We start from the raw sequence: 25,299 nt of genomic DNA, 5'->3' as shown, positions 1-25,299 counted from the left end.
CTCCTCAGACGCGGCCGAGCGCGAAACCGCGCGCGATGTAGTTGCGGACGAACCAGATCACCAGCGCGCCCGGAATAATGGTGAGCACCCCGGCGGCGGCGAGCAGGCCCCAATCCATGCCGGCCGCCGACACCGTACGCGTCATGATCGCTGCGATCGGCTTGGCATGCACCGACGTCAGCGTGCGCGCGAGCAAGAGCTCGACCCAGGAGAACATGAAGCAGAAGAAGGCGGCGACGCCGATGCCGCTCGCGATCAGCGGCACCAGGATCTTGATGAAGAAGCGCGGGAAGGAATAGCCGTCGAGGAACGCGGTCTCGTCGATCTCGCGCGGCACGCCGGAGACGAAGCCTTCGAGGATCCACACCGCGAGCGGCACGTTGAAGATGCAGTGCGCGAGCGCGACGGCCCAGGGGGTGTCGAACAGGCCGATCGCCGAATAGAGATTGAAGAACGGCAGCGCATAGACCGCCGCCGGCGCCATGCGGTTCGACAACAGCCAGAAGAATAAATGCTTGTCACCGAGGAAACGGTAGCGCGAGAAGGCGTAAGCCGCCGGCAGCGCCACGGCGATCGAGATGATGGTGTTGAGGACGACGTATTCGAGCGAATTGATGTAGCCCGAATACCAGCTCTCGTCGGTGAAGATGCGCTTGTAGTGCTGCAGCGTCGGAGTGTGCGGCCACAGCGTCATCGTCGAGACGATCTCGCTGTTGGTCTTGAAGCTCATGTTGACGAGCCAGTAGATCGGCAGCAGCAGGAAGATCAGGAACAGCCCCATGATGAGGCGACGGCCGGGGATCGAATGCATCAGGCCACTCCTTCCCTTGGCTCGAGTGCGGGCACGGGCTTGAGCGCGGCCGCGGGCTTGGGCTCCGCCGCCGGCTCGCTCGAAGCCTGGACTTTGCGTTCGACACCGGCATTGGTCATGACGGTGTAGAAGATCCAGCAGACGATCAGGATGATGAGGTTGTAGACCAGCGACAGCGCCGCGGCCTTGCCGAGGTCGAACTGGCCGAGCGCAATCTTGACCAGCTCGATCGACACGAAGGTGGTGGAATTGCCGGGCCCGCCACCGGTGACGACGAACGGCTCGGTGTAGATCATGAAGCTGTCCATGAAGCGCAGCAGCACCGCGATCAAGAGCACGCGGTTCATCTTCGGCAGCTGGATCGCCTTGAACACGGCCCAGCGCGAGGCGCCGTCGATCTGCGCGGCCTGGTAATAGGCTTCGGGAATCGACTTCAGGCCGGCATAGCACAGCAGCGCGACGAGGCTGGTCCAGTGCCAGACGTCCATCACGATGACCGTGAACCAGGCATCGACGTCGTTGGAGACGTAATTGTAATCGAAGCCCATGGCATTGAGGACGTAGCCGAGCAGGCCGATGTCGGGACGCCCGAAGATCTGCCAGATGGTGCCGACCACGTTCCAGGGGATCAGCAGCGGCAGCGCGAGAATGACGAGGCAGGCTGCGACGGTCCAGCCCTCGCGCGGCATCGACAACGCGACGACGATGCCGAGCGGCACCTCGATGGCCAGGATAACGAGCGAGAAGAACAGGTTGCGGCCGAGCGAGGCGAGAAAGCGGCCGCCGAGATCGGTGGAGGGATCGAGCAGCTCCTTGAACCAGCCGACGCCGTTCCAGAAGAACTGGTTGTTGCCGAAGGTATCCTGCATCGAATAGTTCACCACCGTCATCAGCGGCAGCACCGCCGAGAAGGCGACGACCAGGAACACCGGCAGCACCAGGAACCAGGCTTTTTGGTTGACGGTCTTGTCCATCAGGCGGCTCCCTCCACGAGAAGGCTGTCGGCATAGACGTGGACGTGCGACGGATCGAATTTCAGCCCGGCGGTACCGTCCGCGCTGGTGAAGCCGCCAGGAGCGCGCGCCGCGAGCTTGGCATCGCCGACGCGCACGCGCGCGAAGCGGATGCGGCCGAGGTCGTCGATGCGATCGATCCTGGCGGTGAGCAGGCCAGGTGCGGGCGCGACCACCTCGACGAATTCGGGACGAACGCCGATCTCGATCTTCGCCCCTGCAGGCAGGTTGTCGTAGCTGCGGTTCAGCGCGATGACGTGGCCGTCGATCCTGGCCTCGCGCCCCCTCACCTCGGCCGGCAGGATGTTCATGCCGGGCGAACCGATGAAATAGCCGACGAACGTATGCGCCGGCTTGTCGAACAGCTCGGCCGGCGTGCCGCTCTGCACGACGCGACCGTCATGCATGACCACGACGGTGTCGGCGAAGGTCAGCGCCTCGGTCTGGTCATGGGTGACATAGATCATCGTGAGGTCGAGCTCGCGATGCAGCGCCTTCAGCTTGGAGCGGAGCTGCCATTTCAGCTCGGGATCGATCACCGTCAGCGGCTCGTCGAACAGCACGGCGGCAACGTCGTTGCGCACGAGACCGCGGCCGAGCGAGATCTTCTGCTTGGCGTCGGCGGTCAGGCGCGTGGCCTTGCGGTTCAGATAGGGCTCGAGATCGAGCAGGCGACCGATCTCGGCGACGCGCCTGTCAATGTCGGCCTTCGGCACGCCGCGATTCTTCAGCGGAAACGCCAGGTTCTCCCCCACCGTCATGGTGTCGTAGATCACCGGAAACTGGAACACCTGCGCGATGTTGCGCTTCTGGGTTGACAGCGGTGTGATGTCCTTGCCGTCGAACAGGATCTTCCCCCGCGACGGCGTGATGATGCCGGAGATGACGTTCAGCAGCGTGGTCTTGCCGCAGCCGGAGGGGCCGAGCAGCGCATAGGCGCCGCCCTGCCGCCAGGTCATGGTGACAGGCTTGAGCGCAAAGCTCTCCTGCGGCGCATCGTTGCCGCCGTAGGAATGGGCGAGATCGACGAGGTCAATGCGGGCCATGGCGCATCTCCCTCCTAAGAGCCCGGTGCCGCGACCAGACGGTCGGCAGCATCGAAGACGAAGACATCATTGGGATCGAGCACGGCATCGAGCATCTGGCCCGGCTCGAACTCGTGCACGCCGTGCAGCACCGCCACCCAATTCGATCCGTCGCGGGTCAGGTGCACGAAGCTCTCCGAACCCGTGATCTCGGTCACCGTGACAGTGGCGTGGAAGGCGTGACGGTCGGCCTCGCCATTGGCAAGCCCGAGCTGATGGGCACGAAAGCCGACGCGATAGAAGCCGTCGGGCAGACCGGCATAAAGCCCGGACGCGGGCGCTGCACTCCCGCCCGCATATTGGACCATGCCGTTCCCCTTCTCGAGGCCCACGAGATTCAGCGGCGGATCCGAAAACACCTGCGCAACGCGCAAGGTCTGCGGCCGGCGATAGACATTGGTGGTCTCACCCATCTGCAGTGCCTGGCCCTCCCACATGCACACCGTGTTGCCGCCGAGCAGCAGCGCCTCGGTCGGCTCGGTTGTGGCATAGACGAAGATCGCGCCGGAGGCCTCGAAGATGCGCGGCAGCTCCGCCCGCAGCTCCTCGCGCAGCTTGTAGTCGAGATTGGCGAGCGGCTCGTCGAGCAGCACGAGGTCGGCGCCCTTGACCAGCGCGCGTGCGATCGCGGTGCGCTGCTGCTGGCCGCCGGAGAGCTGGAGCGGCGTGCGCTTCAGGAACGGCTCGAGCCGCAGCAGCTTTGCGGCCTCGGCGACGCGCGCCTCGATCTCGTCGCGCGGCTTGCCCTGCACGCGCAGGGGCGAGGCGATGTTCTCGTAGACCGTGAGCGAGGGGTAGTTGATGAACTGCTGGTACACCATCGCGACCGAGCGCTGGCGCACGTCGGCGCCGGTGACGTCCGTGCCGTTGACGAACACCTTGCCCGTGGTCGGCTTGTCGAGGCCGGCGAGCAACCGCATGATCGAGGTCTTGCCTGACAGCGTCGGCCCGAGCAGCACGTTGAGCGTACCGCTCTCGAGCGTCAGCGAGACGTCACGGATGTGCGGCACGCCTTCCACGGTCCGGGTCACGTGATCGAGTGTCACGGTCATGAGCGTCCTCCCGTTTCCAGCAGGGGACTTTGCGCCACGGCATGGCTCCTGATCCAGTCGTCGAGGGTCGCGATCTCGTCGGCAGATAGTCGCAGGCCGAGCTTGGAACGGCGCCAGACCACGTCGTCGGCGGTGACGGCCCATTCGTTGGCCATGAGATAGCGGACCTCGCGCTCGGTTAGCGTGGCGCCAAAGGCCTGGCCGAGATCCGCAGCCGATTTTGCATCGCCGAGCAGCTTGATGGCACGGGTGCCATAGGCGCGCGCCAGGCGCCGCGCATGCTCATGGCTGAGGAAGGGATAGCCGCGCTGCAGCTCGGCGATCAGGCCGTCGATGTCGGATACGTTCATGTCACCGCCCGGCAGCGGCCATTTGCCGGTCCAGCCTTCGCGCGCTTTCGCACTGCGCAAGTAAGGCGCAAGGCGCTCCAAGGCCTCTTCGGCGAGCCTGCGATAGGTCGTGATCTTGCCGCCATAGATCGACAGCAGCGGCACGCCGCCGGGCGTGTCGAGCTCGAACACGTAGTCGCGCGTCGCGGCCTTGGCCTCGCTGGCGCCGTCGTCATAGAGCGGACGCACGCCGGAATAGGTCCAGACCACGTCGGCGGGCGCGACGGGCTTGGCCAGATATTCGCTGGCCGCCTTGCAAAGATACTCGATCTCTTCAGGCGTCGCCTTCACCTTGGCAGGATCGCCGTCATAGTCGCGGTCGGTGGTGCCGATCAGCGTGAAGTCGTCCTGGTACGGGATCACGAATATGATGCGGCCATCGGCATTCTGGAACATGTAGGCGCGGTCGTGGTCGTAGAGCCTCTTCACGACGATGTGCGAGCCCTGCACCAGGCGCACCTTGGCTTTCGCATTCACGCCGGCGCCGCGGCCGAGCACGTCCTCGACCCAGGGTCCGCCAGCATTGATCAGCGCCTTGGCCTGGATCTGCGAGCGCGCGCCGGTCAGCGTATCGACCATGCTGACGGTCCAGACGCCGTCCGACTGGCGAATCTCGGTGGCGCGGGTCCGGGTGCGGATCTCGGCGCCCTTGTCGGCGGCATCGCGCGCATTGAGCACGACGAGGCGGGCGTCGTCGACGAAGCAGTCCGAATATTCGAAGGCGCGGCTGTAGCGGTTCGGGATCAGCGGCTTGCCGACCTCATCGCGCTTGAGATCGACCGAGCGGGTCGCCGGCAACAGGTGACGGCCGCCGATGTGATCATAGAGGAAGAGGCCGAGGCGCAGCAGCCAGGCCGGGCGCAGGCCGGCGTGATGCGGCAGAACGAATCGCAGGGGCCGGATGATGTGGGGCGCGATGCCCCAGAGGATCTCGCGCTCGATCAGGGCCTCGCGGACCAGCCGAAACTCGTAATATTCGAGATAGCGCAGGCCGCCATGCACGAGCTTGGTCGACCACGACGATGTCCCGCTCGCCAGATCGTTCATTTCGCACAGGAAGACCGTGTTACCGCGGCCCACCGCGTCGCGCGCGATGCCGCAGCCGTTAACACCGCCTCCGATGATGGCGAGATCGAAAATACGCTCCAACAGACGCATCCCCCGGCGACCGCCCGTTCCATCAAGCGGCTACTTTCGCTTTTGATTAGATCACACCGAAAAACGAAAGCAAGATGAAAGAGAGGCGAAAGGAAGCGAAAGCGGAAGTTTCTTGGTGAGCAAGAGGAGTTCATGTTGGGCAGCGCCACGACGATTTGGGAGGACACCAGCACCTTGATTGGTCAGCGTCGAGCGGTTATAGTCATAATAGTCAAAATGGTTATCCCTATGGTCAATCGTAACGTTGAACCCGACGCGCTTCCAACGAATGACAGCTGGACGTTGGCCAATGCCAAGGCGCGACTGTCCGAGGTGCTCGACCGCGCCCAGACCGGCCCGCAGGTCATCACCCGTCACGGCAAGCCGAATGCCGTCATCGTTTCCGTCGAGGAATGGGCGCGCAAGACAGCGCGCAAGGGCACCCTGGCCGAATTCCTGCTGGCCTCGCCGTTGCGCGGCGCCGACCTTGAACTCGACCGGCTGCACGACGCGCCACGCGACGAAGTGCCATGAACCTTTTGCTGGACACCAACGTGCTTTCGGAAGTTCAGCGGCCCGCGCCTTCGCCAAAAGTTGTGGCATGGCTGGATAGGATCGATGAGGACCGTGCGTTCATCAGCGTCGCCTCGATCGCCGAGCTTCGCCGTGGCATCGCATTGCTTGAGGATGGTCGCCGACGCACCGCGCTGGCCGTCTGGCTTGCCCACGATTTGCCTGCGCGGTTTGCGGAGCGCGTCCTGCCGATCGACCAAACAGTGGCCGAGCGTTGGGGTGACCTCATGGCGCAGAGCCGCAAGAGCGGCGTCGCATTGTCCGTCATGGACGGCTTCTTTGCGGCGACTGCGCTGGTCAACGATCTCACACTCGTCACACGCAACGTGAAGGATTTTGCGGCCTTCGGCGTTCCGCTGCTCAACCCCTGGGACGACGCTTAGCCTCTATCTCAGCCGCACCACTGGTGCGGCTTCCAGTGCGGCATCCTGCACCTCGGCCGACGCATCGTCGACCTCCGCGCCCTTCGGCATCGCTTCGACCACCTCGATGCCCTTGCTGTGGCAGATGGTGGCGAGGCGCTCGGGCAGCTCCTGGTCGGTGACGAAGGTCTGGATCTGGGTGATGTGGGCGATGCGCACCGGCGCGCTGCGGCGAAGTTTTGTGGAATCGGCGACCAGCATGACGCTGCGGGCATTGGCGATGATGGCCTGCGCCACCTGCACCTCGCGGTAGTCGAAGTCGAGCAGCGCGCCCTCCTCGTCGATCGCCGAGGCGCCGATGATGGCATAGTCGACCTTGAACTGTCCGATCAGCTGCGTCGCGGTCGAGCCGACCACGGCGCCATCGGCGCGCCGCACCGTGCCGCCGGCGACCACCACCTCGATGCGCGGATGGCGGTAGAGCAGCATGGCGACATTGAGGTTGTTGGTGATGACGAGCAGATCCTCATGCGAGGTCAGCGCGCTCGCCACCTCCTCCGTCGTGGTGCCAATGTTGATGAAGAGCGAGCAGCCGTTCGGGATCAGCGAGGCGGCGGCAGCGCCAATCGCCTTCTTCTCGTCGGCGGCGACGAAGCGGCGCGCCTCATAGGCGAGGTTTTCCACGCCCGAGGCGATGATGGCGCCGCCATGGATGCGGGTCAGCGAACGCCGCTCACAGAGATCGTTGAGATCCTTGCGGATGGTCTGCGCCGACACCTCGAAGCGGCGCGCCAGCTCCTCGACCATGACGCGGCCGGAGGCGCGCGCGATGTTGAGGATTTCGGCTTGGCGATGGGTCAATCCGGTCACGGCAAAGGCCTCAAATCAGAATGATGCATGGTGCGGCGGTTCGCGCCTGCGGTCAATGCGGACGCCGATCACGGTTGACGGATGAAGGTCCTCACCATGCCATTTCTTACCACCCCATGGCACTTGCAAGACGTGCGAGCAGCGTCGGGTCGTCGAACGCGCTGGCGGAGGCGACCGCGCCTGCTCCAACCAGGTCAGCATGGCTGAGGCTGGTCCGGATGCCGACAGTCGGAATGCCGGCGGCCGTTGCGGACTGCACGCCGGTGCGGGAGTCCTCGAATGCGATCGAGGCTCGCGGGCTCGCGCCGACGAAACGCAGCCCCTCCTGATAGGGCAGCGGATGCGGCTTGCCGTGCGGCAGCTCGGCGCCGATCACCAGCGCCTTGAAACGATGCGTGATGCCGAGTCCTGAGAGCAGCAGCTCGGCGTTGAGACGCGGCGCGTTGGTCACGGCGACCATGGGGATGCCGGCGCCATCGGCGCGGTCGAGCAGCGCCATCAGGCCCGGCAGCGGCGCGATCTGCCCGGCCACCAGCGTGCGGAAGACCTCCTCCTTCTCTTCGAGGATGAGGGCGCGCCGCTCCGGCGCCTCGTGGGGCAGAAAGCGCTCGCCGATCGCGACATTGGCGAAGCCCTGCAGCTCGAGGGAGAAACGTGCGTGATCGAAGACGTGTCCGTGCGGGCCGAGCACCTGGTTGAAAGCCTTCAAGTGCAACGGATCGGTGTCGGCGAGCGTGCCGTCGATGTCGAACAACAGCGCCCGGCCCATTCCATCGTGTCTGGTCTCGATCATTTCCGTACTTTCCCAAATGCGCGGCGCATCGATGCGGAAGGCGTATCAATACGGCCTCGATCGCGCAATGACGCATCCACATGAGGCAGGTGACACTCGACAAAGCCGCGTGCGACTGCAACACTGATTGCAAGATCAAAAAGGAGGAAACGATGACGATCAACCGACGCGATCTGGCTCTCTCGACGCTCGCCGTGTCCGCGCTTGCGTTCGCCACGCCGGCGCTCGCCGCTTCGGCAGACGAGGACGCCGTGGCGAAGAGGGTCGAGGCCTTCCGCCTCGCCCAGATCGCGGCCGATCCCAAGGCGCTCGGCGCGCTCTGCGCGGAGGAACTGAGCTACAGCCATTCCAGCGGCAAGGTCGAAGACAAGGCGGCGTTCATCGCCAACGCCACCGACGGCAAATCGAAGTTTCTGTCCATCGAATACAAGGATCCCACCATCAAGGTCGTCGGCCCCGCAGCGATCGTGCGTTTCCACTGGCTGGGCGAGCAGGAGATGGCGGCCGATGGGAAAAAAGTATCGACCAACCTTCACATCCTGATGAACTGGCAGAAGCAAGGCGACGAGTGGAAGCTGTTGTCGCGGGCGGCGACGAAGTTGTGATCACGTCTTTCCCCTCTCCCCTTGCGGGAGAGGGTGGCTTCGCAAAGCGAAGCCGGGTGAGGGGTATCTATCCGCGGGTCTAACTCTCTGTTGAATTCGCGGAGCCACCCCCTTATCCGGCGCTTCGCGCCACCTTCTCCCGCATCCGCCTTCGCCAAGGCTTCGGCGGACATGAGGGGAGAAGGAAGAAGGCAGCAACATCAAGGGCGGCAAAAAATTCCGACCACGCCTCGCGGGCCGGAATGACAGTTACGCCGCCTCCTTCACGTCGCCATTCACCAGCCTGCGCGCGGCGCGCTCGGCTTCGCGGGCGTTGCGGAAGAGCTGGCCTTCGAGACGGTTGAAACGGTGCGATGAGGCGAAGAAGCAGTAGCCTCCAGAAGAACGAACGACGATACCTGCGGTCTGCGAATCGACTTCGATGATGTAGCTGTCCGGCATAGTCCGTGGCTTCCTCAGTGCGGGCAAACAACGGCGCTCCTGCCCAAAGGTTCCCAAGGGCATTTGCGGCGTTTCCACCCCGAATCGACACGCAATTGAGTACGCCGGGACCTCATCCGTTTTATGACTGGTTCTTGACTGGTTCTTGGCGAAGCCGCGACGATGTGACTTGCTCGTGCCGCGTTCTGCGGCGCTGCAAGGCCTCGCAATATGGGGACAGTGCGTCGCGCGCGATTACGTCGCGATCGGCGGATCGTTTTGCTGGATCGCCTGGGGACGGCCGTGGTCGTCGATCGAGACGTAGGTGAAATGACCGTCGGTGACGAGGAACGGATGCAACTCCTTGCGCCGCAATGCCCAGGCCTCGAGATGCACGGTCAGCGAGGTGCGCCCGACGCGCACGAGATTGGCGTAGACCGAGACGAGATCGCCGACATAGACCGCTTTGCGAAAATTCATCGCCTCGATCGCGACCGTCACGGTGCGCGACCGCGCGACCTTCGAGGCGAACACGCCGCCGCCGACGTCCATCTGGCTGAGCAGCCAGCCGCCGAAGATGTCGCCATTGGCATTGGTGTCGGCCGGCATCGCCAGCGTGCGGATGCAGAGATCCCCGCTCGGTCCGGCCGCTTGTTCGCTCATATGGCTCTCACTTGAAATTGTCCCAGCCCGGATCGGGCGCGAACCGCGCGCCGAATCGTTCCGCCAGCGCGCGCAGAGTGGATACGATGTTTTCCACGCCGCGCGTGCGCGCGTAATTCAGCGGGCCACCGCGGAAGGGTGCATAACCAGTGCCGAAGATCATGGCGCCATCGACCGCGTCGGCATCGTCGACAATGCCCTCGCGAAGCGCCGCGACGCAGACATTGGACATCGGCAACACCAGGCGGTCGATCATCTGGTCGGTGACCCGCGGTCCGGTCTCCGGCAACGCTGCTTTCTCCGCCTTGCCGTCCTTCCAGGTGTAAAAGCCCTTGCCGGTCTTGCGGCCGAGCTCGCCCTTGGCGACCTTCTCGCGCAGCCAGGCCGGCGTCGGCGGCAGGAGATCGCCGAACTTGATGCGCAGCATGTCGCCGACGTCGAGGCAGATGTCGAGCCCGACCTGATCGGCCAGCTCGATCGGACCCATCGGCATGCCGAACTGCACGGCCGCTTCATCGATCAGGCGCTGGTCGATCTTCTCGTCCAGCATCACCATCGCTTCCAGCATGTAAGGCGTCAGCGCGCGGTTGACGAGGAAACCCGGCGAGCTCTTTACAGGAAGCGGCAGACGGTCGATCGCGCCGACGAAGGCGAGCGCCTCTTTCAGCACGTGTGCATCGTTGCCGTCATGGCTGACAACCTCGACCAATTGCAGCCGCGACACCGGGTTGAAGAAATGCAGGCCGACCAGCCGCTCCGGCCGCGCCAGCGTGGTGCGCAGATCCTGCAGCGGAATGCTGGACGTGTTCGTCGCAAGGATGGCTCCGGGCTTCATCCGCGGCTCGAGTCCGGCATAGACCTTCTGTTTCAGCTCCAGCTTTTCCGGCACCGCCTCGATAATGAGGTCGGCGTTGCGGACGCCCTCGCCGTCCATGTCGGGGATCAGGCGGTCGAGCGCGTCGCGCACGTCGGTGGGCTTGCGGATGATCTTGCCGTAGAGGTCGGCCGCGCGCTTGACCGCGCCTGCGATCGGCTCCGGCTTCATGTCGGCGAGCGACACGCGAACGCCCTGCCCCGCACACCAGGCCGCGATGTCGCCGCCCATCGCGCCGGCGCCGATGACGTGGACATGCTTCACCGTGTTGCCGGCGCCTGCCGCCTTCTTCATCTGCTCGCGCAGGAAGAAGACCCGGATCAGATTCTGCGCGGTCGGCGTCACCATCAGCTTGGCAAACGAGGCCTGTTCCGCCTTCAGCATCGCGGATTTGCTGCCGCCATGCGCTTCCCAGAGATCGATCAGCGCATAGGGCGCCGGATAATGCTCGCGCGATGCGGCCTTCGCGGCCTCCGCTCGCATGCGCTTGGCCAGCAGGCCGCGCACCGGCCCGAGATTGGCGGCACGCATCAGCAGACCAGGCCTGGCCCGCTTCAGGCGGCCGAACAGCGCATCCTTCACCGCGCCCTGGACATGCCGCTCCTGCGTCACGGTGTCGACGAGGCCGAGCGATCTGGCTCGGCGCGCATCGATGGTGCGCCCGGTCAGCATCAGCGCCATCGACTGCGTCGGATTGACGAGCGCAGTGAAACGCGCGGTGCCGCCAAGGCCGGGATGCAGGCCGAGCATCACCTCCGGGAAGCCGAAACGCGCCCCATCGATGGCGATGCGCGCCTGGCAGGCCAGCGCCACCTCGAGCCCGCCGCCGAGGCAGAAGCCGTGAATGACAGCGACCGTCGGCAGCCTCAAGGCTTCCAGATGGTCGACCACCGCATGCGCGGCGCGGATGCGCGTCTCCACCATGCCGGGATCGTTGGCACCGCGGAATTCATTGACGTCGGCGCCGGCAATGAAGCCGGACGGCTTTGCCGAGCGGATGACGAGACCGGCGGGGCGCTCGGTCTCGATCGCCGCGAGCACGGCGTCGAACTCCTCCATCACCTCGGAGGACAGCGTGTTGGCGCTGGCATCAGCGCGGTCGAACAGCAGCCAGGCGACGCCGTCTTCATCTCGCGTCAGCTTGAAATGCTTGTAAGGACCATCCGGCGCAGGGCGCGGCCCGAGCTCCAGCACGCGGTCGGCGAGCACGGTCATGATCTTGGAATCCATGGTCATACCGCCTCGATCAGCATGGCGCCGCCGAGCCCGCCGCCGATGCATTCGGTGGCAATTCCGCGCCGCGTGCCGAGCCGCTTCATCGCGTTGACGAGATGCAGCACGATGCGGTTGCCGGAGGTGCCGACGGGGTGGCCCAGCGAAATCGCACCGCCGTCGACGTTCAGCCGCTCGCGGTCGATCTCGCCGGCCGCGCCGTCGAGCCGCAATATTTCGCGGCAGAACTTGTCGTCGTTCCAGGCGGCGAGACAGCCGAGCACCTGCGTTGCGAAGGCCTCGTTCAGCTCCCAGGTCTCGACGTCCTTGAGGGTGAGGTCGTTGCGCTTCAGCAGCGGCGTCACCGACATCACCGGACCGAGCCCCATGATGCTGGGGTCGAGCGCGGCCCAATGGCTGTCGACGATCGCAGCTTTCGGCGTCAGCTTGTGCTTTGCAACGGCAGCGTCAGAGGCGAGGATCACCCAGGAGGCACCGTCGGTGATCTGCGAGGAATTGCCGGCGGTGACCTGGCCCCACGGGCGTTCGAACACCGGCCGGAGCTTGGCGAGCGTCTCCGCCGTCGAATCCGGGCGCACGCCATCGTCGTGGTCGAAGAACTTGCCGTCGCGGGAAAACGCGGTTTCGACCTCGCCTTTCAGATAACCCGCGCTTTGCGCATGCGCGAGCCGGCGATGACTCTCGGCCGCATAGGCATCCGACTGCGCGCGCGTGATGCCGAAGAGATGGCCGACGACCTCGGCTGTCTGGCCCATGTTCAGCTCGGTGACGGGATCGGTCAGGCCGCGCTCGAGGCCGATGATCGGCTTGAGATCGCGCGGCCTCAGCTTGAACGCCGAGGCGAGCTTCGCGGCCATGCCCTTTGCGGTGGCAAGGCCGGCGAACCAGCGCACGCCGGAATTCGGCCAGACCAGCGGCGCGTGGCTGAGCGCCTCGGTGCCGCCGGCCAAAACCATGTCGGCATGGCCTTCGCGGATATAGCGGTAGGCGGTGTCGATCGACTGCATGCCCGAGCCGCAATTGATCTGCACGGTGAAGGCGACCATGTCCTCGCCCATGCCGAGCCGTAGCGCGGCGACGCGGGCCGGGTTCATCTCGTCCGCGATCACGTTGACGCAGCCGAGGATGACCTGGTCGAAGCTATCGGGCGAGAACGGCTGGCGCGCCAGCAGCGGTCGGCCGCATTGCACGGCGAGATCGACCGGCGTGAACGGCCCTGGCCCCGAACGCGCCTTCAGGAACGGCGTCCGGCTGCCGTCGACGATGAATACCGGTCGTGCCATCAGCTCGCCGCCCTCTGCTCACCGAGTTCCTGGAAGAACTGATGCACATTGACGGTTTTCTTGTAAATCGGCGACAGCGCCTCCGGCGCAAAATCGTCGACCTCTATCACTTTTGTGACGGCTTCGCGGGCAGCGGCGAGTTGCTCGCCCTCGGCTTGCGTGATTACGCCCTTGGTCACCGCCTCCTTCCAGTCGCGGATATGCGCAGCACGCATGCGCCTGGCGATCGCATCCGTCGCCGCGACCAGCTTGAACGCGCGCTCCAGCCGGGCAAAGCCGCCGTCGTCGTCGACATGGGCCAGATCCGGCGTGAGGCGCTCGCGTGCCGCCGACGGCTCCAGCACGATGGCAGCGCATTGGTGCACGATGCGGTCGGACGGGCCGAGCACGCGGGCGCCGAACGGCTGCACCACGAGCCTGAGGAAGCCGGCGACGAAGCGGTTCGGCAGATTGGCCAGGATTTCGGCGAGCCGGTTCTCGATGGTTTTGAACCCGGTCGCCATGCACCATTCCAGCGCGGCAAAATCCTCCTTCTGCCGCCCCTCGTCCTGCCAGCGCTTCAGCGCGGCCGAGAGCAGATAGAGCTCGGACAGGATGTCGCCGAAGCGGGCCGACAGCATTTCCTTGCGCTTGAGCGCGCCGCCGAGCGTCAGCAGCGCCATGTCGGCGCAGAGCGCAAAGGCCGCCGAGTAGCGCGAGAGCTGGCGATAGAAGGGCGTGGCAACGCCCGCATCGGGCACTGGGGCGAATGCGCCAAAGGTCCAGCTGCGACCCATGGCGCGGAAGAGTGTCCTGAAGCTGTGGCCGACATGCTTCCAGAACGCCTTGTCGAACGCGCCGAGGCCGCGCTCGCGATCGCTATCGGCGAGCGCGTTCATCTCGTCGAGCAGGTAAGGATGGGCGCGGATGGCTCCTTGTCCGAACACGATGAGATTGCGGGTCAGGATGTTGGCGCCTTCGACGGTGATGCCGACCGGCACGGCGCGGTGGAGATTGCCGAGATAGTTTTGCGGACCGTCGATCACGGCCTTGCCGCCATGGATGTCCATGGCGTCGTCGACCGCGGTGCGCATCCGCTCAGTCGCGTGCAGCTTCATGATGCCGGAGATGACGGCGGGATGGATGCCGGCGTTCAGTGCCGCGCAGGTGAGCCGGCGCGCGGCGTCGAGCTGGTAGGCGGTCGCGACGATGCGGGCGAGCGGCTCCTCGACGCCTTCGAACTTGGAGATCGAGATGCCGAACTGCTCGCGGATGCGCGCATAGGCGCCGGTGGTGCGCGCGGCATAGGCGGCCCCGGCGGCCGACAGCGACGGCAGCGAGATGCCGCGGCCGGCGGCGAGCGCCGTCATCAGCATCTTCCAGCCCTGCCCCAGCCGCTCCTTGCCGCCGATGACGTAATCGAGCGGGATGAAGACGTCGCGGCCCCAATTCGGGCCGTTCTGAAAGACCTGCATCGAGGGCAGATGACGCTGCCCGATCTCGACGCCGGGCAGGTTCGTCGGGATCAGCGCCACGGTGATGCCGAGCTCTTCCCGGCTGCCCACGAGATGATCGGGATCATAGGCCTTGAAGGCGAGACCGAGCAACGTCGCGACGGGACCGAGCGTAATGTAGCGCTTGTGCCAGTTGAGGCGGAGGCCGACCACCTCGCGACCCTCGAATTCGCCCCTGCAGATGATGCCGGTGTCGACCATCGAGGCGGCGTCGGAGCCGGCTTCCGGGCTGGTGAGGCCGAAGCAGGGAATCTCGCGGCCGTCGGCGAGGCGCGGCAGCCAGCGCTGCTGCTGCTCTGTGGTGCCGAAGCGCATCAGGAGCTCGCCCGGGCCGAGCGAGTTCGGCACCATCACGGTGACCGCGGCCGCGATCGAGCGGGTCGAGATCTTGCGCACCACTTCCGAATGCGCGTAGGGCGAGAAGCCGAGGCCGCCGTACTCCTTCGGGATGATCATGCCGAAGAATTTCTCGCGCTTGACGAAGTGCCAGACGTCCGGCGGCAGGTCGCGCGATTCCCAAAAGATCTTCCACTCATCGAGCATGGCGCAGAGCTCGTCGACTGGGCCATTGAGGAAGGCCCGCTCCTCGTCCGTCAGCGTCGCCTGCGGGACCTTCAGCAGCTTCGACCAGTCGGGGTTGCCGGTGAAGAGATCGGCATCCCACCAGACGTCCCCCGCCTCCAGCGCCTCGCGCTCGGTGTCGGACATCGCCGGCAGCACGCCGCGCGCCCATGAGAAGATCGGCTTTGTGATGGTGTCGCGGCGGAAGCTCATGGCGGACCTCATGCATCGGCGCGGTTTTCGGGCATTTTAGCGGAAATCGGCTGGCGGAGGCGAGCATCTCGCCTGCAACATTGACGCGGCCGGGCGGCCGCCCGAGCCATAACGGCGGGGGCGGGGGTGCAGTTCCGGGAGGGGGTGGGGGCTGAATGTCTCTCCACTGTCATTCCGGGGCACGCGAAGCGTGAGCCCGGAATCCATCGTGCCGCAGCGTTGGTCGATGAATGGATTCCGGGCTCGACGCTGCGCGTCGCCCCGGAATGACGGAAGTGGCCTAGTCCGGCCGGACCATCTCGAACATGTTCTCCGGCTTGATCTCGAAATAATCGCCGCGCCGGCCGGCGCGGACGATGGGGCGGGCGGCGGCGGTCTGGTAGACGCCGTCCTTGATCAAGGCCTTGTCGATGTGGACGGCGACGACTTCGCCGAGCGTCAGCCAGGCGTCGGCCTCCTTGCCATTGGCGCCCTTGAGGCGGACGATGTCGGACACCTTGCACTCGAAGGCGACGGGGCTCTCGCCGACGCGCGGGACATTGACGAGCTTGCCGGGCACGGCGGTGAGGCCCGCGACCTCGAACTCGTCGACCTCGGGGGCGACATGCGCCGCGGTCGCGTTCATGTGCTTGGCGAGATCCATCGTCGTCAGATTCCAGACGAACTCGCCGGTCTGCTGCATGTTCTCGACCGTGTCCTTCCAGTTGGTCGAGGAGAAGCCGATGATCGGCGGCACGTAGCAGAACGCGTTGAAGAAGCTGTAGGGCGCGAGGTTGACGTGGCCCCTGGCGTCGCGCGAGGAGATCCAGCCGATCGGCCGCGGCGCGATGATGGCGTTGAAGGGGTCGTGCTTGAGTCCGTGGCCCTTGGAGGGTTCGTAGAAGTACAGGTCTTTGTCGGTCACGCGCTGCTTCCTTTCGTCATTTCGAGCGCAGCGAAGCAATCCAGAATCCCTCCGCGGAGACGGTCTGGATTGCTTCGCTGCGCTCGCAATGACGGAGTTTTTGGGTCCGTCCCGGTCCGCCTCCGGCGGTCGTGCCGGGGCGATCAGTCTGCTTATAGGAGAAAACGCCCCGCCCGTCAGTGGCGCGGCGACAGACCCGCGATGACGAAATCGATCATCTGGTCGATGGTCGGGCCCGGCTTGGTGGCGCACTGGGCGATCATCTGGGGGTGGAAGAAGCGGATCATCGCGGTGCAGGCGCACAGCGAGGCCAGTTGCAGGTCCGGCGCCTCGAACTCGCCGGAGGCGACGCCTTGCGCGATCATCTGGCCGATGACGCCGGCGATGCACTCCATATGGGCGACGCAGACCTCCCAGTCCTCCTCCATCGCGATCGCGACCATCTCGTGCAGCTTGTTGTCGCCGACATAGCGCTCGGTGTTCATGCGATTGATGGTGATGAGCAGCTCGCGGAAGCGCGGCAGCACCGGACCGGGCCTTGCCACGATCCGCTGCGCCTCCAGCTCGACCTCGCCCATCAGCGAGCGGGCCACCGCCTGATGGATCGCCTTCTTCGATTCGAAGAAGCGATACACGTTGGCGGGGCTCATCCTGAGCTCCTTGGCGATGTCGCCGACGGTCGTCTTCTGGTAGCCGATCTGGCGGAACAGCCGCTCGGCCACCTCGAGGATGCGATCCCGGGTGTCGACTTCGATATGTTCCGAAACAAGGGCCATCAGTCAGGACTCGCTGGTCAACAGTCTTCTCATCTATTCAGCCGCTTCGGCAAGCGGAATTGCGTGCGGGTCATCGCTCCCATGCTGCGGCGCGGCCGGCTGCTCGGGCGTTCCGGCCTCGTCCAGGCTCTTGCGGAACCACAGGGCGTAGAGGCCCGGCAGGTACAGCAGCGTCAGGAAGGTCGCGACGAACAGGCCGCCCATGATGGTGATCGCCATCGGGCCCCAGAAGGCCGAGCGCGTCAGCGGGATCATGGCGAGAATGGCGGCGAGCGCCGTCAGCACCACCGGCCGGGCACGGCGGACGGTCGCCTCGACGATCGCCTCGCGCCGGGTCAGGCCGTGGCTGACGTCGGTCTCGATCTGGTCGACCAGGATGACCGTGTTGCGCATGATCATGCCGGCGAGCGCGATTAGGCCGAGCAGCGCCACGAAGCCGAACGGGGCATTGGCGACGTTGAGGCCAAGCGAGGCACCGACGATGCCGAGCGGCGCGGTCAGGAACACCAGGATCAGGCGTGAGAAGCTCTGCAGCTGGATCATCAGCAGCGTCAGCATCACCATGACCATCACCGGGAAGAGGATGAAGATCGAGGCGTTGCCCTTGGCGGATTCCTCGAACGCGCCGCCCGGCTCGATCCGGTAGGCCGGCTCGAGGTGATCCTTGATCGCCTTCAGCTTCGGCGTGATCTGGTTGGTGACATCAGGGGCCTGCACGCCGTCGACAACGTCGGAGCGCACGGTGATCGCCATGTCGCGGTTGCGCCGCCACATGATCGGCTCCTCATGGGCATATTCAATTCGAGCGATCTGCTGCAGCGGCACGGCGACGCCGTTGCGCGAGGTGATGGTGAGATCGCCGACGCCGCCGAGGTCGAGGCGCTCGGACGGGATCGCGCGGGCGACCACGCCGACCTTCTCGATCCCGTCGCGCACGGTTGTGACCTGCGAGCCCGAGATCAGCATCGCCAGCGCCTGCGAGACGTCCTGCGGGGTCAGGCCCATGGCGCGGGCGCGGTCCTGGTCGACGACGAGCTTGAGGTAGGGCGACTGCTCGTTCCAGTCGAGCTGGACGTCCTTGACGCTCTTGTTCTCCCGCATGACGTCGCGGACCTGGTAGGCGATCTCGCGGACCTTGTTGGCGTCCGGGCCGATCACGCGGAACTGCACGGGGAAGCCGACCGGCGGACCGAAATTGAAGCGGTCGACGCGCACGCGTGCCTCGGTCAGGAACCCCTCGGCGGCCGCGGTCTCGATCTTGGCCTTGATGCGCTCGCGCGCCTCGACCCCTTTGGCAACGATGACGATCTCGGCAAAGGCCTCGTTCGGAAGCTGCGGGTTGAGGCCGAGCCAGAAGCGCGGCGAGCCCTGGCCGACATAGGCGGTATAGGTCTCGATGTCCTTGTCGTCCTTGAGCAGCGTCTCAGCCTTCTTCACCGCCTTCTCGGTGACGTTGAAGGCGGTGCCTTCCGGAAGGCGCAGCTGCAGGAACAGCTCGGGGCGCTCCGAGAGTGGGAAGAACTGCTGCTGGACCTGGCCGAAGCCGACGATCGAGGCGGCGAAGACGCCGACGGTCGCGACCACCACGGTGATGCGGTGGTTGACGCACCATTTCACGATGGCGCGCAGGCCGCGGTACATGCGGGTCTCGTAGACCGCATGCGGATCATGGTTGTGGTGCGCCTTCATCTCGGGCAGCAGCTTGACGCCGATATAGGGCGTGAAGATCACCGCCACGAACCAGGAGGCGACCAGCGCGATTGCCACGATCCAGAATATGCTGCCGGCATATTCGCCGACCGCGGAATTGGCAAAGCCGATGGGGAGGAAGCCAGCGGCCGTGACCAGCGTCCCCGTGAGCATCGGAAACGCAGTAGATTCCCAGGCAAAGGACGCCGCACGCATGCGGTCCCAGCCCTGCTCCATCTTCACCACCATCATCTCGACCGCGATGATGGCGTCGTCGACGAGCAGGCCGAGCGCGATGATCAGCGCGCCGAGCGTGATGCGATGCAGGTCGAGCGACATCGTGTTCATGACGATGAAGACGATGCCGAGCACCAGGGGCACCGACAGCGCGACCACGATGCCGGTGCGCCAGCCGAGCGCCAGGAACGAGACGAACAGCACGATGACGAGCGCTTCCATGAAGGAGTGCACGAACTCGCCGACGGCGTGCTCGACCACCTTGGGCTGGTCGGCGATCAGCTTGACGTCGATGCCCTGCGGCACCGCCTTCATGAAGTCGGCGGTGGCCTTCTCGACCTCCTTGCCGAGATCGAGGATGTTGGCGCCCTTGGCGGTGACGACGCCGATGCCGATGGCGGGCTTGCCTTCCTGGCGCACGACGAAGCTCGGCGGATCGACATAGCCGTGGGTGACGGTGGCGATATCGCCGAGACGGAACACGCGGCCGTTGCTCTCGACCGGCGTTTCGGCGACGGCCTTGGCACCGTCGAGCGCGCCGGTGACGCGCAGCGGCACGCGCTGCGAGGAGGTCTCGACCGTGCCGGCCGGCGTCACGTTGTTCTGCTTGGCGAGCGAATCGAACAGCGCCTGCGGCGTGATGCCGAGCGTGGCGAGCTTGGCGTGGCTGAACTCGACGAAAATGCGCTCATCCTGGTTGCCGTAGACGTCGACCTTGGTCACGCCGGGCACCTTGAGCAGGCGCTGGCGAAAACCTTCGGAGACCTTCTTGAGCTGGGCATAATCGGCGCCGTCGCCGGTCATCATGTAGAGGATGGAATCGACGTCGGAGAACTCGTCGTTGACGACGGGCCCGAGAATGCCGGACGGCAGCTGGCCCTGCACGTCGACCAGCTTCTTGCGCAGGAGATAGAAGAGGTAGGGCACGTCCTTCGGCGGCGTGTTGTCGCGGAAGGTGACCTGGAGCGCGGTGAAGGCGGGCTTGGAATAGGTCTGCACCTTCTCGAAATAGGGCAGCTCCTGGATCTTCTTCTCGATGGGATCGGCAACCTGGGTCTGCATTTCCTGCGCGGTCGCGCCGGGCCAGATCACGGAGACGTTGACCACCTTCACCGTGAAGAACGGATCCTCGGCACGGCCGAGCTTCTCATAGGAGAAGAAGCCGGCGACGCCGAGGATGATCATCAGGAAGAGCACCAGCGTCGGATGGCTGACGGCCCAGGCCGAAAGGTTGAAGCGCTTCATCGCACTCTCCGAAAGACGATCCAGTTGCAAACAACGACAGCCGCTCTGCTCAAACCGTCGTCGCGAGGCAGCGAAGCAATCCAGGGGGCTGGGCAGGTTCTGGATCGCTTCGCCGCTTCAGCCTTTGCTTAGGGACAAAGGCCGAAACTCACCTCACACGACGTAACTCACTTCTCTTGTCATTCCGGGATGGTCCGAAGGACCAGACTTTCAAACGACGGATCAGAACGACAAGGACGACACGATCCGCACCCGCTGGCCGGGATCGAGCTTCTGCACGCCGAGGGCGACGATCTTGGCACCCTCCTCCACGCCGCCGGTGATGACGACGTCCTTGCTCTCGTAGGACTTCACCGTGACCGGCTTGAGCGTGACGCCACCGTTGTCGTCGACGACGTAGAAGGAGGGCTTGCCGCCTTCGTTGAAGAGCGCCGACAGCGGCAACCGCGCAACGCGCTCGGTCGCGGTATCCGACAGCGTCAGCGTCGCCGTCATGCCGAGCGCGACCTTGTCGTCGGCCTCGGGCAGCGAGAACTTTGCCAGATAGGTGCGCGTGGCGGGATCGGCTGCCGGCGCGATCTCGCGCAGCTTGGCCGTGTATTTCTTGTTCGGCTCGGACCAGAGAGTGACGCTGGCGACGCCCGACTTGGCGCGTCCGACCAGCGTCTCAGGGATAGCGACGACCGCTTCCTTCTCGGCAAAGCGGGCGACACGGATCGAAGCCTGGCCCGCGGCAACCACCTGGCCGGGCTCGATCAGCGTTGCGGTGACGACGCCGCGGGCGTCGGCGTTGAGCGTCGCGTAGGAAAGGGAATTCTTGGTCAACTCGACCGAGCGCTCGGCGCGGTTCAAGCGCGCACGGGCTTCATCGGCGGCGGCGCGGCTCTGGTCGAGCTGGGCGTCCGTGGTCCAGCCCTTGGCCTTGAGGTCCTTGGCGCGCTGCTCGGCGGCGGCGGCCTGGGCCAGCACGCCGGTTGCGGCGGTCTGCTCGGCAACGGCCTGCTCGGCCTGGAGCTTCAGGTCGACCTCGTCGAGGGTGGCGAGCGGCTGGCCGACTTCGACTGTCTGGCCGACTTCGACGAGGCGTTTGGCCACCTTGCCGGCGACTCGGAAGCCGAGATCGCTCTCGATCCTGGGACGGATAGTGCCGACGAAGCTGCGCTCCGGGGTCTCGGCAGCGTAATGGGCGGTTGCCACCAGAACCGGCCGCGGCGGCTCGGCCTTCTCGGCGACGGTATCATTGCACCCTGCCAGCGAAACGGCCATCAGGGCGAGCGCGGCTCCTGCGAAAAGCTTGGAATAGCTCGACAAAATCGACCGGACGAACATCGAAGGACACTCCTGCATCTCGACCGAGAGGAATGTCGGCTGTTCACTGATAAAAGTCAATAATCGTCAGTCATCAGGAATGCGTGATCGTGAAGGAGTGGTAAGGACGGATAGGCTTGGCCGCGAGGTGTTATTGTAGGGTGGGCAAAGCGGAGCGTGCCCACCAGAACCGCTCTGCGGCGAAGATGGTGGGTACAGCGCGCGACGTGCGTGCCCCCCCTCACCGCCCCTGGTCGGCGAATTCGTGCTTGCTGTCGTGTCCGCCGACGAACACCAGGATGCCCGCGATCAACGGCAGCACGGCGAGCACCAAGAGGCCCGTCGAGGTCTGGCCCGTGGCTTCCTTGACCCAGCCGATCAGGTACGGCCCGCCGAAGCCGGCGAGATTGCCGATCGAGTTGATCAGCGCGATGGCGCCTGCGGCCGCCGTGCCGGACAGCCAGGCGGTCGGCAGGGTCCAGAACACACCGAAGCAGCAGAACACGCCGATCGCGGCCACCGTCAGCGCCACCATCGTCAGCGTGGGATCGGTGAGATAGGAGGAGATGCCGAGCGCGACTGCGGTGAGCAGCAGCGGCGCGCCGACATGCATGACGCGCTCGCGGCTCGCATCCGAATGCCGCGCCCACAGGATCATGGCGATGGTGCCGAACAGATACGGGATCGCCGTGACGAACCCAGTCTGGGCGTTGGTGAGACCGAACGCCTTGACGATCTGCGGCAGCCAGAACTGCATGCCGTAGAGCGCGCCGACGAAGCCGAAATAGACCAGGCTGAGCGCGATCACCTTCGGTGAAGACAGCGCCTCGCCGAGCGAAAAATGCTTCACCGCCTGCTTGGCCGCGATCTCCGCATCCAGCTTCGCCTTCAGCCAGGCCTTCTGCTCGGCCGAGAGCCAGTCCGCCTTCTCCGGCTTGTCGGTGAGATAGAACCAGGTGACGATGCCGAGCAGCACCGACGGGATGCCCTCGATGATGAACAGCCACTGCCAGCCTTTCAGGCCCATCATGCCGTCGAGCCCGAGCAACAGGCCCGAGATCGGCGCGCCGATCACGGTCGAGACCGGCACCGCGACGGCGAAGGCCGCAAGGAAGCGGGCGCGATATTCGGCCGGATACCAATAGGTGAGATAGAGGATGATCCCGGGGAAAAAGCCGGCCTCGGCGACGCCGAGCAGGAAGCGCAGGACGTAGAAGCTGGTGACGCCGCTGACCACCGCCATCAGCGCCGAGATGATGCCCCAGGTCACCATGATGCGGGCGATCCAGCGGCTCGCGCCGAATTTCTCCAGCGCGAGGTTGCTCGGCACTTCGAAGATGAAATAGCCGATGAAGAAGATGCCGGCGCCCCAGGAGTAGATCAGCGGGGTGAACTTCAGGTCCGCATTCATGGTGAGCGCGGCGAAGCCAAGATTGACGCGGTCGAGATAGGAGAAGAAGTAGGCCAGCACCAGGAACGGAATCAGGCGCCAGGAGATGGCGCGGATGGTTGAGGTTTCGATGTCCGACTTGGTGGCACCGGTGGAACCGGCATAGGTCGTGGTCTGGCTCATGGCTTCCCCCGGGGTTGTTGCTTTTTTCGGGTCTGCGGCCGTTTTCAGCATCGCGAGCAAAGAGTCAATGGAGCAAGCAATGCACGAGACGCAGCCGGGCACGCCTGTTGCGCCTCTACAGACCTCACTGATGCGCGCTGCTTTCGCGCTCGCAGTGATTGCCTGTGGGCTGTCCCTTCGCTGGTACGGCTTCCCGCTCGGCCTGCCTGCGTTCATCGTGAAGTACGGCGGCTCGCTGCTGTGGGCGACGATGGTGTTTCTGCTGGCAGGAGTCGTGCTGCCGCGGCTGACACGGAGCCAGCTCGCAGCCATCGCGATAGTGATCGCGGTGGTCGTCGAGTTCTCCCGCCTGATGCATACTCCCTGGCTCGATGCGTTCCGCCTCACCACCGCCGGCGCGTTGCTGCTCGGCCGCATCTTCTCGCTTTGGAATTTGCTGGCCTATGCGGTTGGGATTGCGTTTGGCATGTGGATCGATCGCGTTGCCATGCGCGGTGGGTGGGCAAAGGCGCCGTAGCGCCGTGCCTACGTCTCGTCATCGAATAGGCAAGACGTGGGCACGCTTCGCTTTGCCCACCCTACAAGACTGCCGTCGGAGCCTCACTCCGCCAGTTGAAACCGCTCGAAACGGTCGAGCTCCTCCTCGATCACGCGCTTCAGCTCCTTGCGGCCCGCCGTCTTCCTGCCCTGCCCGACCCAGGTCCATTTCTGCATCAACAGCTTCTTGTTCTGCCGGTCGGTTTTGAGATCGAGCGCGGCGACGATCTCGTCTCCGACCAGCACGGGCAGCGCGAAATAGCCGAGCTTGCGCTTGGCTTTCGGCACATAAGCTTCGAACAGGTGGTTGTAGCCGAAGATGAGGTTGGTGCGCTTGCGCTGGATGATCAGGGGATCGAACGGCGAGAGGATGTGGACGAGATCGGGCGACACCTCATGCGGCTCAAGCGCTGCAGGCGAGGCCCAGTGCTCCTGCTTACCGGCGCCCTCGATCGCGACGGGCACGAGCTCGCCGCGGCGGACGCGCGAGGCGATCAGGCGCGCGACCGGCTTCTTGCTGGGCGCATCGAGATGGCAGACCGAATCGAGGCTGACCACGCCCTGCGAGCGCAACGCGCGGTCGAGCAGATAGGCCGTGATCTCGCTTGCCGGCGCCGGCTTCGGCAGCCTGTCCCAGCCGAAATGACGCGTCGTCAGCTCGTAGGTCTTGAGCATGCCCTGGCGCGCGCTGATGGTGACCGCCCCGGTATAGAAGGCGAGCTGCAGCGCCCGCTTCGAGGGCTTGCGGCTCTGCCACAGATGCTCCTTCTCGACGAGCACGTCGTCGTCGATGTCACGGATCGTCAGCGGCCCGCCGCGCAGCAGCCGCATCACCTTGCGCGTGTCGGCCGGCTTCACCGCGGCAAACCATTTGTGCCCCTCGCGGCGGTGCTCGCGCATCGCCGGCAGGAAGAAGCGGAAGTCGTCCGCCGGCACGTAGGAGAGCGCGTGCGTCCAGTACTCGAGCACGGTCTTGTCGACACTCTGGGCGTGGCGCAGATCGGCGCGGCGATAGGACGGGATCCGGCTGAACAGGATGTGGTGATGGCAACGCTCGATGACGTTGATGGTGTCGATCTGCACATAGCCGAGATGGGCGACGGCGGCCGAGACGGCCTCTGCGCCTTCGCCAAACGGAGCGCGGTCGGTCAGCCGCTGGGCATGCAGCCAGATCTGCCGGGCCTGTGTCGTCGAGAGCGGAAGCGGTTTGGACGTGCGGGACATTGCAGCATGCAATGTAACGGGATTCGCCGCGAGGAAAGAAGCGGGACACGAAAAGGCCGCGCTGCCATCTGCTGCCAGCGCGGCCATGACGTGTAGGGATCAGGCGGAAGCCTACTTCTTCATCGCCATCGCCTTCTCGGCACTCATATAGTGCTTGCACGCTCCACGCATGTTGCCCTTGCTCATATCGGAATTGGCCGCGGCCATCGACTTCCTCGCCGCGATCTTGGCGGGCGTGTCTTCGCCGCCCATGCCGGCAACGAGCTTTGCCATGTTTGCACTGGTGCACGCCATCTTGGCGGCGGATGCGGGGGACAGAGCAAGTGCGGCGAATGCCGTCGCGAGCAACAGGGTCTTCATCAAGTTCTCTCCTCGA

Annotated in this window: 23 protein-coding genes; 4 read left to right on the top strand and 19 right to left on the bottom strand. The window is 65.1% G+C overall.

What is annotated here, in order from left to right:
- Nucleotides 1-4: 4 nt before the first annotated feature.
- From ACTEK7_RS27960 to glpD, 5 genes are read right to left on the bottom strand one after another with little or no spacing between them, the layout of a single operon-like run.
- A complete protein-coding gene (locus ACTEK7_RS27960; protein ID WP_036013847.1) occupies nucleotides 5-811 on the bottom strand; it encodes a carbohydrate ABC transporter permease in 807 nt (268 codons plus the stop codon).
- Nucleotides 811-1,785 (bottom strand): carbohydrate ABC transporter permease, encoded by a 975-nt coding sequence (locus ACTEK7_RS27955; protein ID WP_036024799.1) that lies wholly within the window; start codon nucleotides 1,783-1,785, stop codon nucleotides 811-813. The genes ACTEK7_RS27960 and ACTEK7_RS27955 overlap by 1 nt, the downstream gene beginning before the upstream one ends.
- Nucleotides 1,785-2,870: an ABC transporter ATP-binding protein gene (locus ACTEK7_RS27950; RefSeq protein WP_225143206.1), complete on the bottom strand. Its 1,086-nt coding sequence runs from the start codon at nucleotides 2,868-2,870 to the stop codon at nucleotides 1,785-1,787. The genes ACTEK7_RS27955 and ACTEK7_RS27950 overlap by 1 nt, the downstream gene beginning before the upstream one ends.
- A gap of 14 nt (nucleotides 2,871-2,884) precedes the next feature.
- A complete protein-coding gene (locus ACTEK7_RS27945; RefSeq protein ID WP_225147886.1) occupies nucleotides 2,885-3,961 on the bottom strand; it encodes an ABC transporter ATP-binding protein in 1,077 nt (358 codons plus the stop codon).
- The gene (gene glpD / locus ACTEK7_RS27940) at nucleotides 3,958-5,508 is read right to left on the bottom strand and encodes a glycerol-3-phosphate dehydrogenase (RefSeq protein WP_225147887.1); all 1,551 of its coding nucleotides are present in this window, start codon (nucleotides 5,506-5,508) and stop codon (nucleotides 3,958-3,960) included. The genes ACTEK7_RS27945 and glpD overlap by 4 nt, the downstream gene beginning before the upstream one ends.
- Before the next feature lie 228 nt (nucleotides 5,509-5,736).
- Here glpD and ACTEK7_RS27935 point away from each other — a divergent pair, with 228 nt between their 5' ends.
- Both ACTEK7_RS27935 and ACTEK7_RS27930 read left to right on the top strand, forming a co-directional pair.
- Nucleotides 5,737-6,021 (top strand): type II toxin-antitoxin system Phd/YefM family antitoxin, encoded by a 285-nt coding sequence (locus ACTEK7_RS27935; RefSeq protein WP_057026246.1) that lies wholly within the window; start codon nucleotides 5,737-5,739, stop codon nucleotides 6,019-6,021.
- Nucleotides 6,018-6,443 carry a type II toxin-antitoxin system VapC family toxin gene (locus ACTEK7_RS27930; RefSeq protein ID WP_036013859.1) on the top strand — a complete coding sequence of 142 codons (426 nt, stop codon included), beginning with the start codon at nucleotides 6,018-6,020 and terminating at the stop codon, nucleotides 6,441-6,443. The genes ACTEK7_RS27935 and ACTEK7_RS27930 overlap by 4 nt, the downstream gene beginning before the upstream one ends.
- A gap of 3 nt (nucleotides 6,444-6,446) precedes the next feature.
- On the opposite strand, the gene ACTEK7_RS27925 is transcribed toward ACTEK7_RS27930, so the two are convergent.
- Complete coding sequence (locus ACTEK7_RS27925) at nucleotides 6,447-7,292, bottom strand: DeoR/GlpR family DNA-binding transcription regulator (RefSeq protein WP_225147888.1); 846 nt, start codon at nucleotides 7,290-7,292, stop codon at nucleotides 6,447-6,449.
- Between the two features lie 106 nt (nucleotides 7,293-7,398).
- Nucleotides 7,399-8,085 carry an HAD family hydrolase gene (locus ACTEK7_RS27920; protein WP_225147889.1) on the bottom strand — a complete coding sequence of 229 codons (687 nt, stop codon included), beginning with the start codon at nucleotides 8,083-8,085 and terminating at the stop codon, nucleotides 7,399-7,401.
- Between the two features lie 152 nt (nucleotides 8,086-8,237).
- Here ACTEK7_RS27920 and ACTEK7_RS27915 point away from each other — a divergent pair, with 152 nt between their 5' ends.
- Entirely contained in the window at nucleotides 8,238-8,690 is a 453-nt protein-coding gene (locus ACTEK7_RS27915) for a nuclear transport factor 2 family protein (RefSeq protein WP_036013866.1), read from the top strand.
- A gap of 249 nt (nucleotides 8,691-8,939) precedes the next feature.
- On the opposite strand, the gene ACTEK7_RS27910 is transcribed toward ACTEK7_RS27915, so the two are convergent.
- The 10 genes from ACTEK7_RS27910 to ACTEK7_RS27865 all read right to left on the bottom strand — a co-directional run bounded on the left by ACTEK7_RS27910 (nucleotide 8,940) and on the right by ACTEK7_RS27865 (nucleotide 23,162).
- Nucleotides 8,940-9,131 (bottom strand): hypothetical protein, encoded by a 192-nt coding sequence (locus tag ACTEK7_RS27910; protein ID WP_036013862.1) that lies wholly within the window; start codon nucleotides 9,129-9,131, stop codon nucleotides 8,940-8,942.
- A gap of 234 nt (nucleotides 9,132-9,365) precedes the next feature.
- Entirely contained in the window at nucleotides 9,366-9,773 is a 408-nt protein-coding gene (locus tag ACTEK7_RS27905; protein ID WP_225147890.1) for an acyl-CoA thioesterase, read from the bottom strand.
- A 7-nt stretch (nucleotides 9,774-9,780) separates the two neighbouring features.
- Entirely contained in the window at nucleotides 9,781-11,877 is a 2,097-nt protein-coding gene (locus ACTEK7_RS27900; RefSeq protein WP_225147891.1) for a 3-hydroxyacyl-CoA dehydrogenase NAD-binding domain-containing protein, read from the bottom strand.
- Nucleotides 11,878-11,879: 2 nt separating this feature from the next.
- A complete protein-coding gene (locus tag ACTEK7_RS27895; protein ID WP_225147892.1) occupies nucleotides 11,880-13,163 on the bottom strand; it encodes an acetyl-CoA C-acetyltransferase in 1,284 nt (427 codons plus the stop codon).
- Entirely contained in the window at nucleotides 13,163-15,430 is a 2,268-nt protein-coding gene (locus ACTEK7_RS27890) for an acyl-CoA dehydrogenase (RefSeq protein ID WP_225147893.1), read from the bottom strand. Before ACTEK7_RS27890 ends, ACTEK7_RS27895 begins: the two co-directional genes overlap by 1 nt.
- 280 nt (nucleotides 15,431-15,710) lie before the next feature.
- Nucleotides 15,711-16,334, bottom strand: coding sequence for a flavin reductase family protein (locus tag ACTEK7_RS27885; RefSeq protein WP_036024785.1), 624 nt, complete (start codon nucleotides 16,332-16,334; stop codon nucleotides 15,711-15,713).
- Between the two features lie 176 nt (nucleotides 16,335-16,510).
- Nucleotides 16,511-17,110: a TetR/AcrR family transcriptional regulator gene (locus tag ACTEK7_RS27880; RefSeq protein WP_036013870.1), complete on the bottom strand. Its 600-nt coding sequence runs from the start codon at nucleotides 17,108-17,110 to the stop codon at nucleotides 16,511-16,513.
- 33 nt (nucleotides 17,111-17,143) lie between these two features.
- Nucleotides 17,144-20,281 carry an efflux RND transporter permease subunit gene (locus ACTEK7_RS27875; protein ID WP_109145020.1) on the bottom strand — a complete coding sequence of 1,046 codons (3,138 nt, stop codon included), beginning with the start codon at nucleotides 20,279-20,281 and terminating at the stop codon, nucleotides 17,144-17,146.
- Between the two features lie 222 nt (nucleotides 20,282-20,503).
- Nucleotides 20,504-21,610: an efflux RND transporter periplasmic adaptor subunit gene (locus ACTEK7_RS27870; protein ID WP_225148777.1), complete on the bottom strand. Its 1,107-nt coding sequence runs from the start codon at nucleotides 21,608-21,610 to the stop codon at nucleotides 20,504-20,506.
- 220 nt (nucleotides 21,611-21,830) lie between these two features.
- Nucleotides 21,831-23,162, bottom strand: coding sequence for an MFS transporter (locus tag ACTEK7_RS27865; RefSeq protein WP_225148776.1), 1,332 nt, complete (start codon nucleotides 23,160-23,162; stop codon nucleotides 21,831-21,833).
- A 79-nt stretch (nucleotides 23,163-23,241) separates the two neighbouring features.
- Between ACTEK7_RS27865 and ACTEK7_RS27860 the strand changes: the two genes are divergently transcribed.
- Nucleotides 23,242-23,679 carry a ribosomal maturation YjgA family protein gene (locus tag ACTEK7_RS27860; RefSeq protein WP_225148775.1) on the top strand — a complete coding sequence of 146 codons (438 nt, stop codon included), beginning with the start codon at nucleotides 23,242-23,244 and terminating at the stop codon, nucleotides 23,677-23,679.
- Nucleotides 23,680-23,762: 83 nt separating this feature from the next.
- Here ACTEK7_RS27860 and ACTEK7_RS27855 read toward each other — a convergent pair whose 3' ends face one another.
- Nucleotides 23,763-24,923, bottom strand: coding sequence for a winged helix-turn-helix domain-containing protein (locus ACTEK7_RS27855; protein ID WP_225148774.1), 1,161 nt, complete (start codon nucleotides 24,921-24,923; stop codon nucleotides 23,763-23,765).
- Between the two features lie 111 nt (nucleotides 24,924-25,034).
- Nucleotides 25,035-25,283, bottom strand: coding sequence for a hypothetical protein (locus ACTEK7_RS27850; RefSeq protein ID WP_036035285.1), 249 nt, complete (start codon nucleotides 25,281-25,283; stop codon nucleotides 25,035-25,037).
- Between the last annotated feature and the right edge of the window lie 16 nt (nucleotides 25,284-25,299).

It is taken from the genome of Bradyrhizobium sp. JHI2711 (assembly GCF_056156565.1).
The sequence above is the reverse complement of the archived record's forward strand: the minus strand, read 5'-3'. Positions and strand labels throughout refer to the sequence as shown.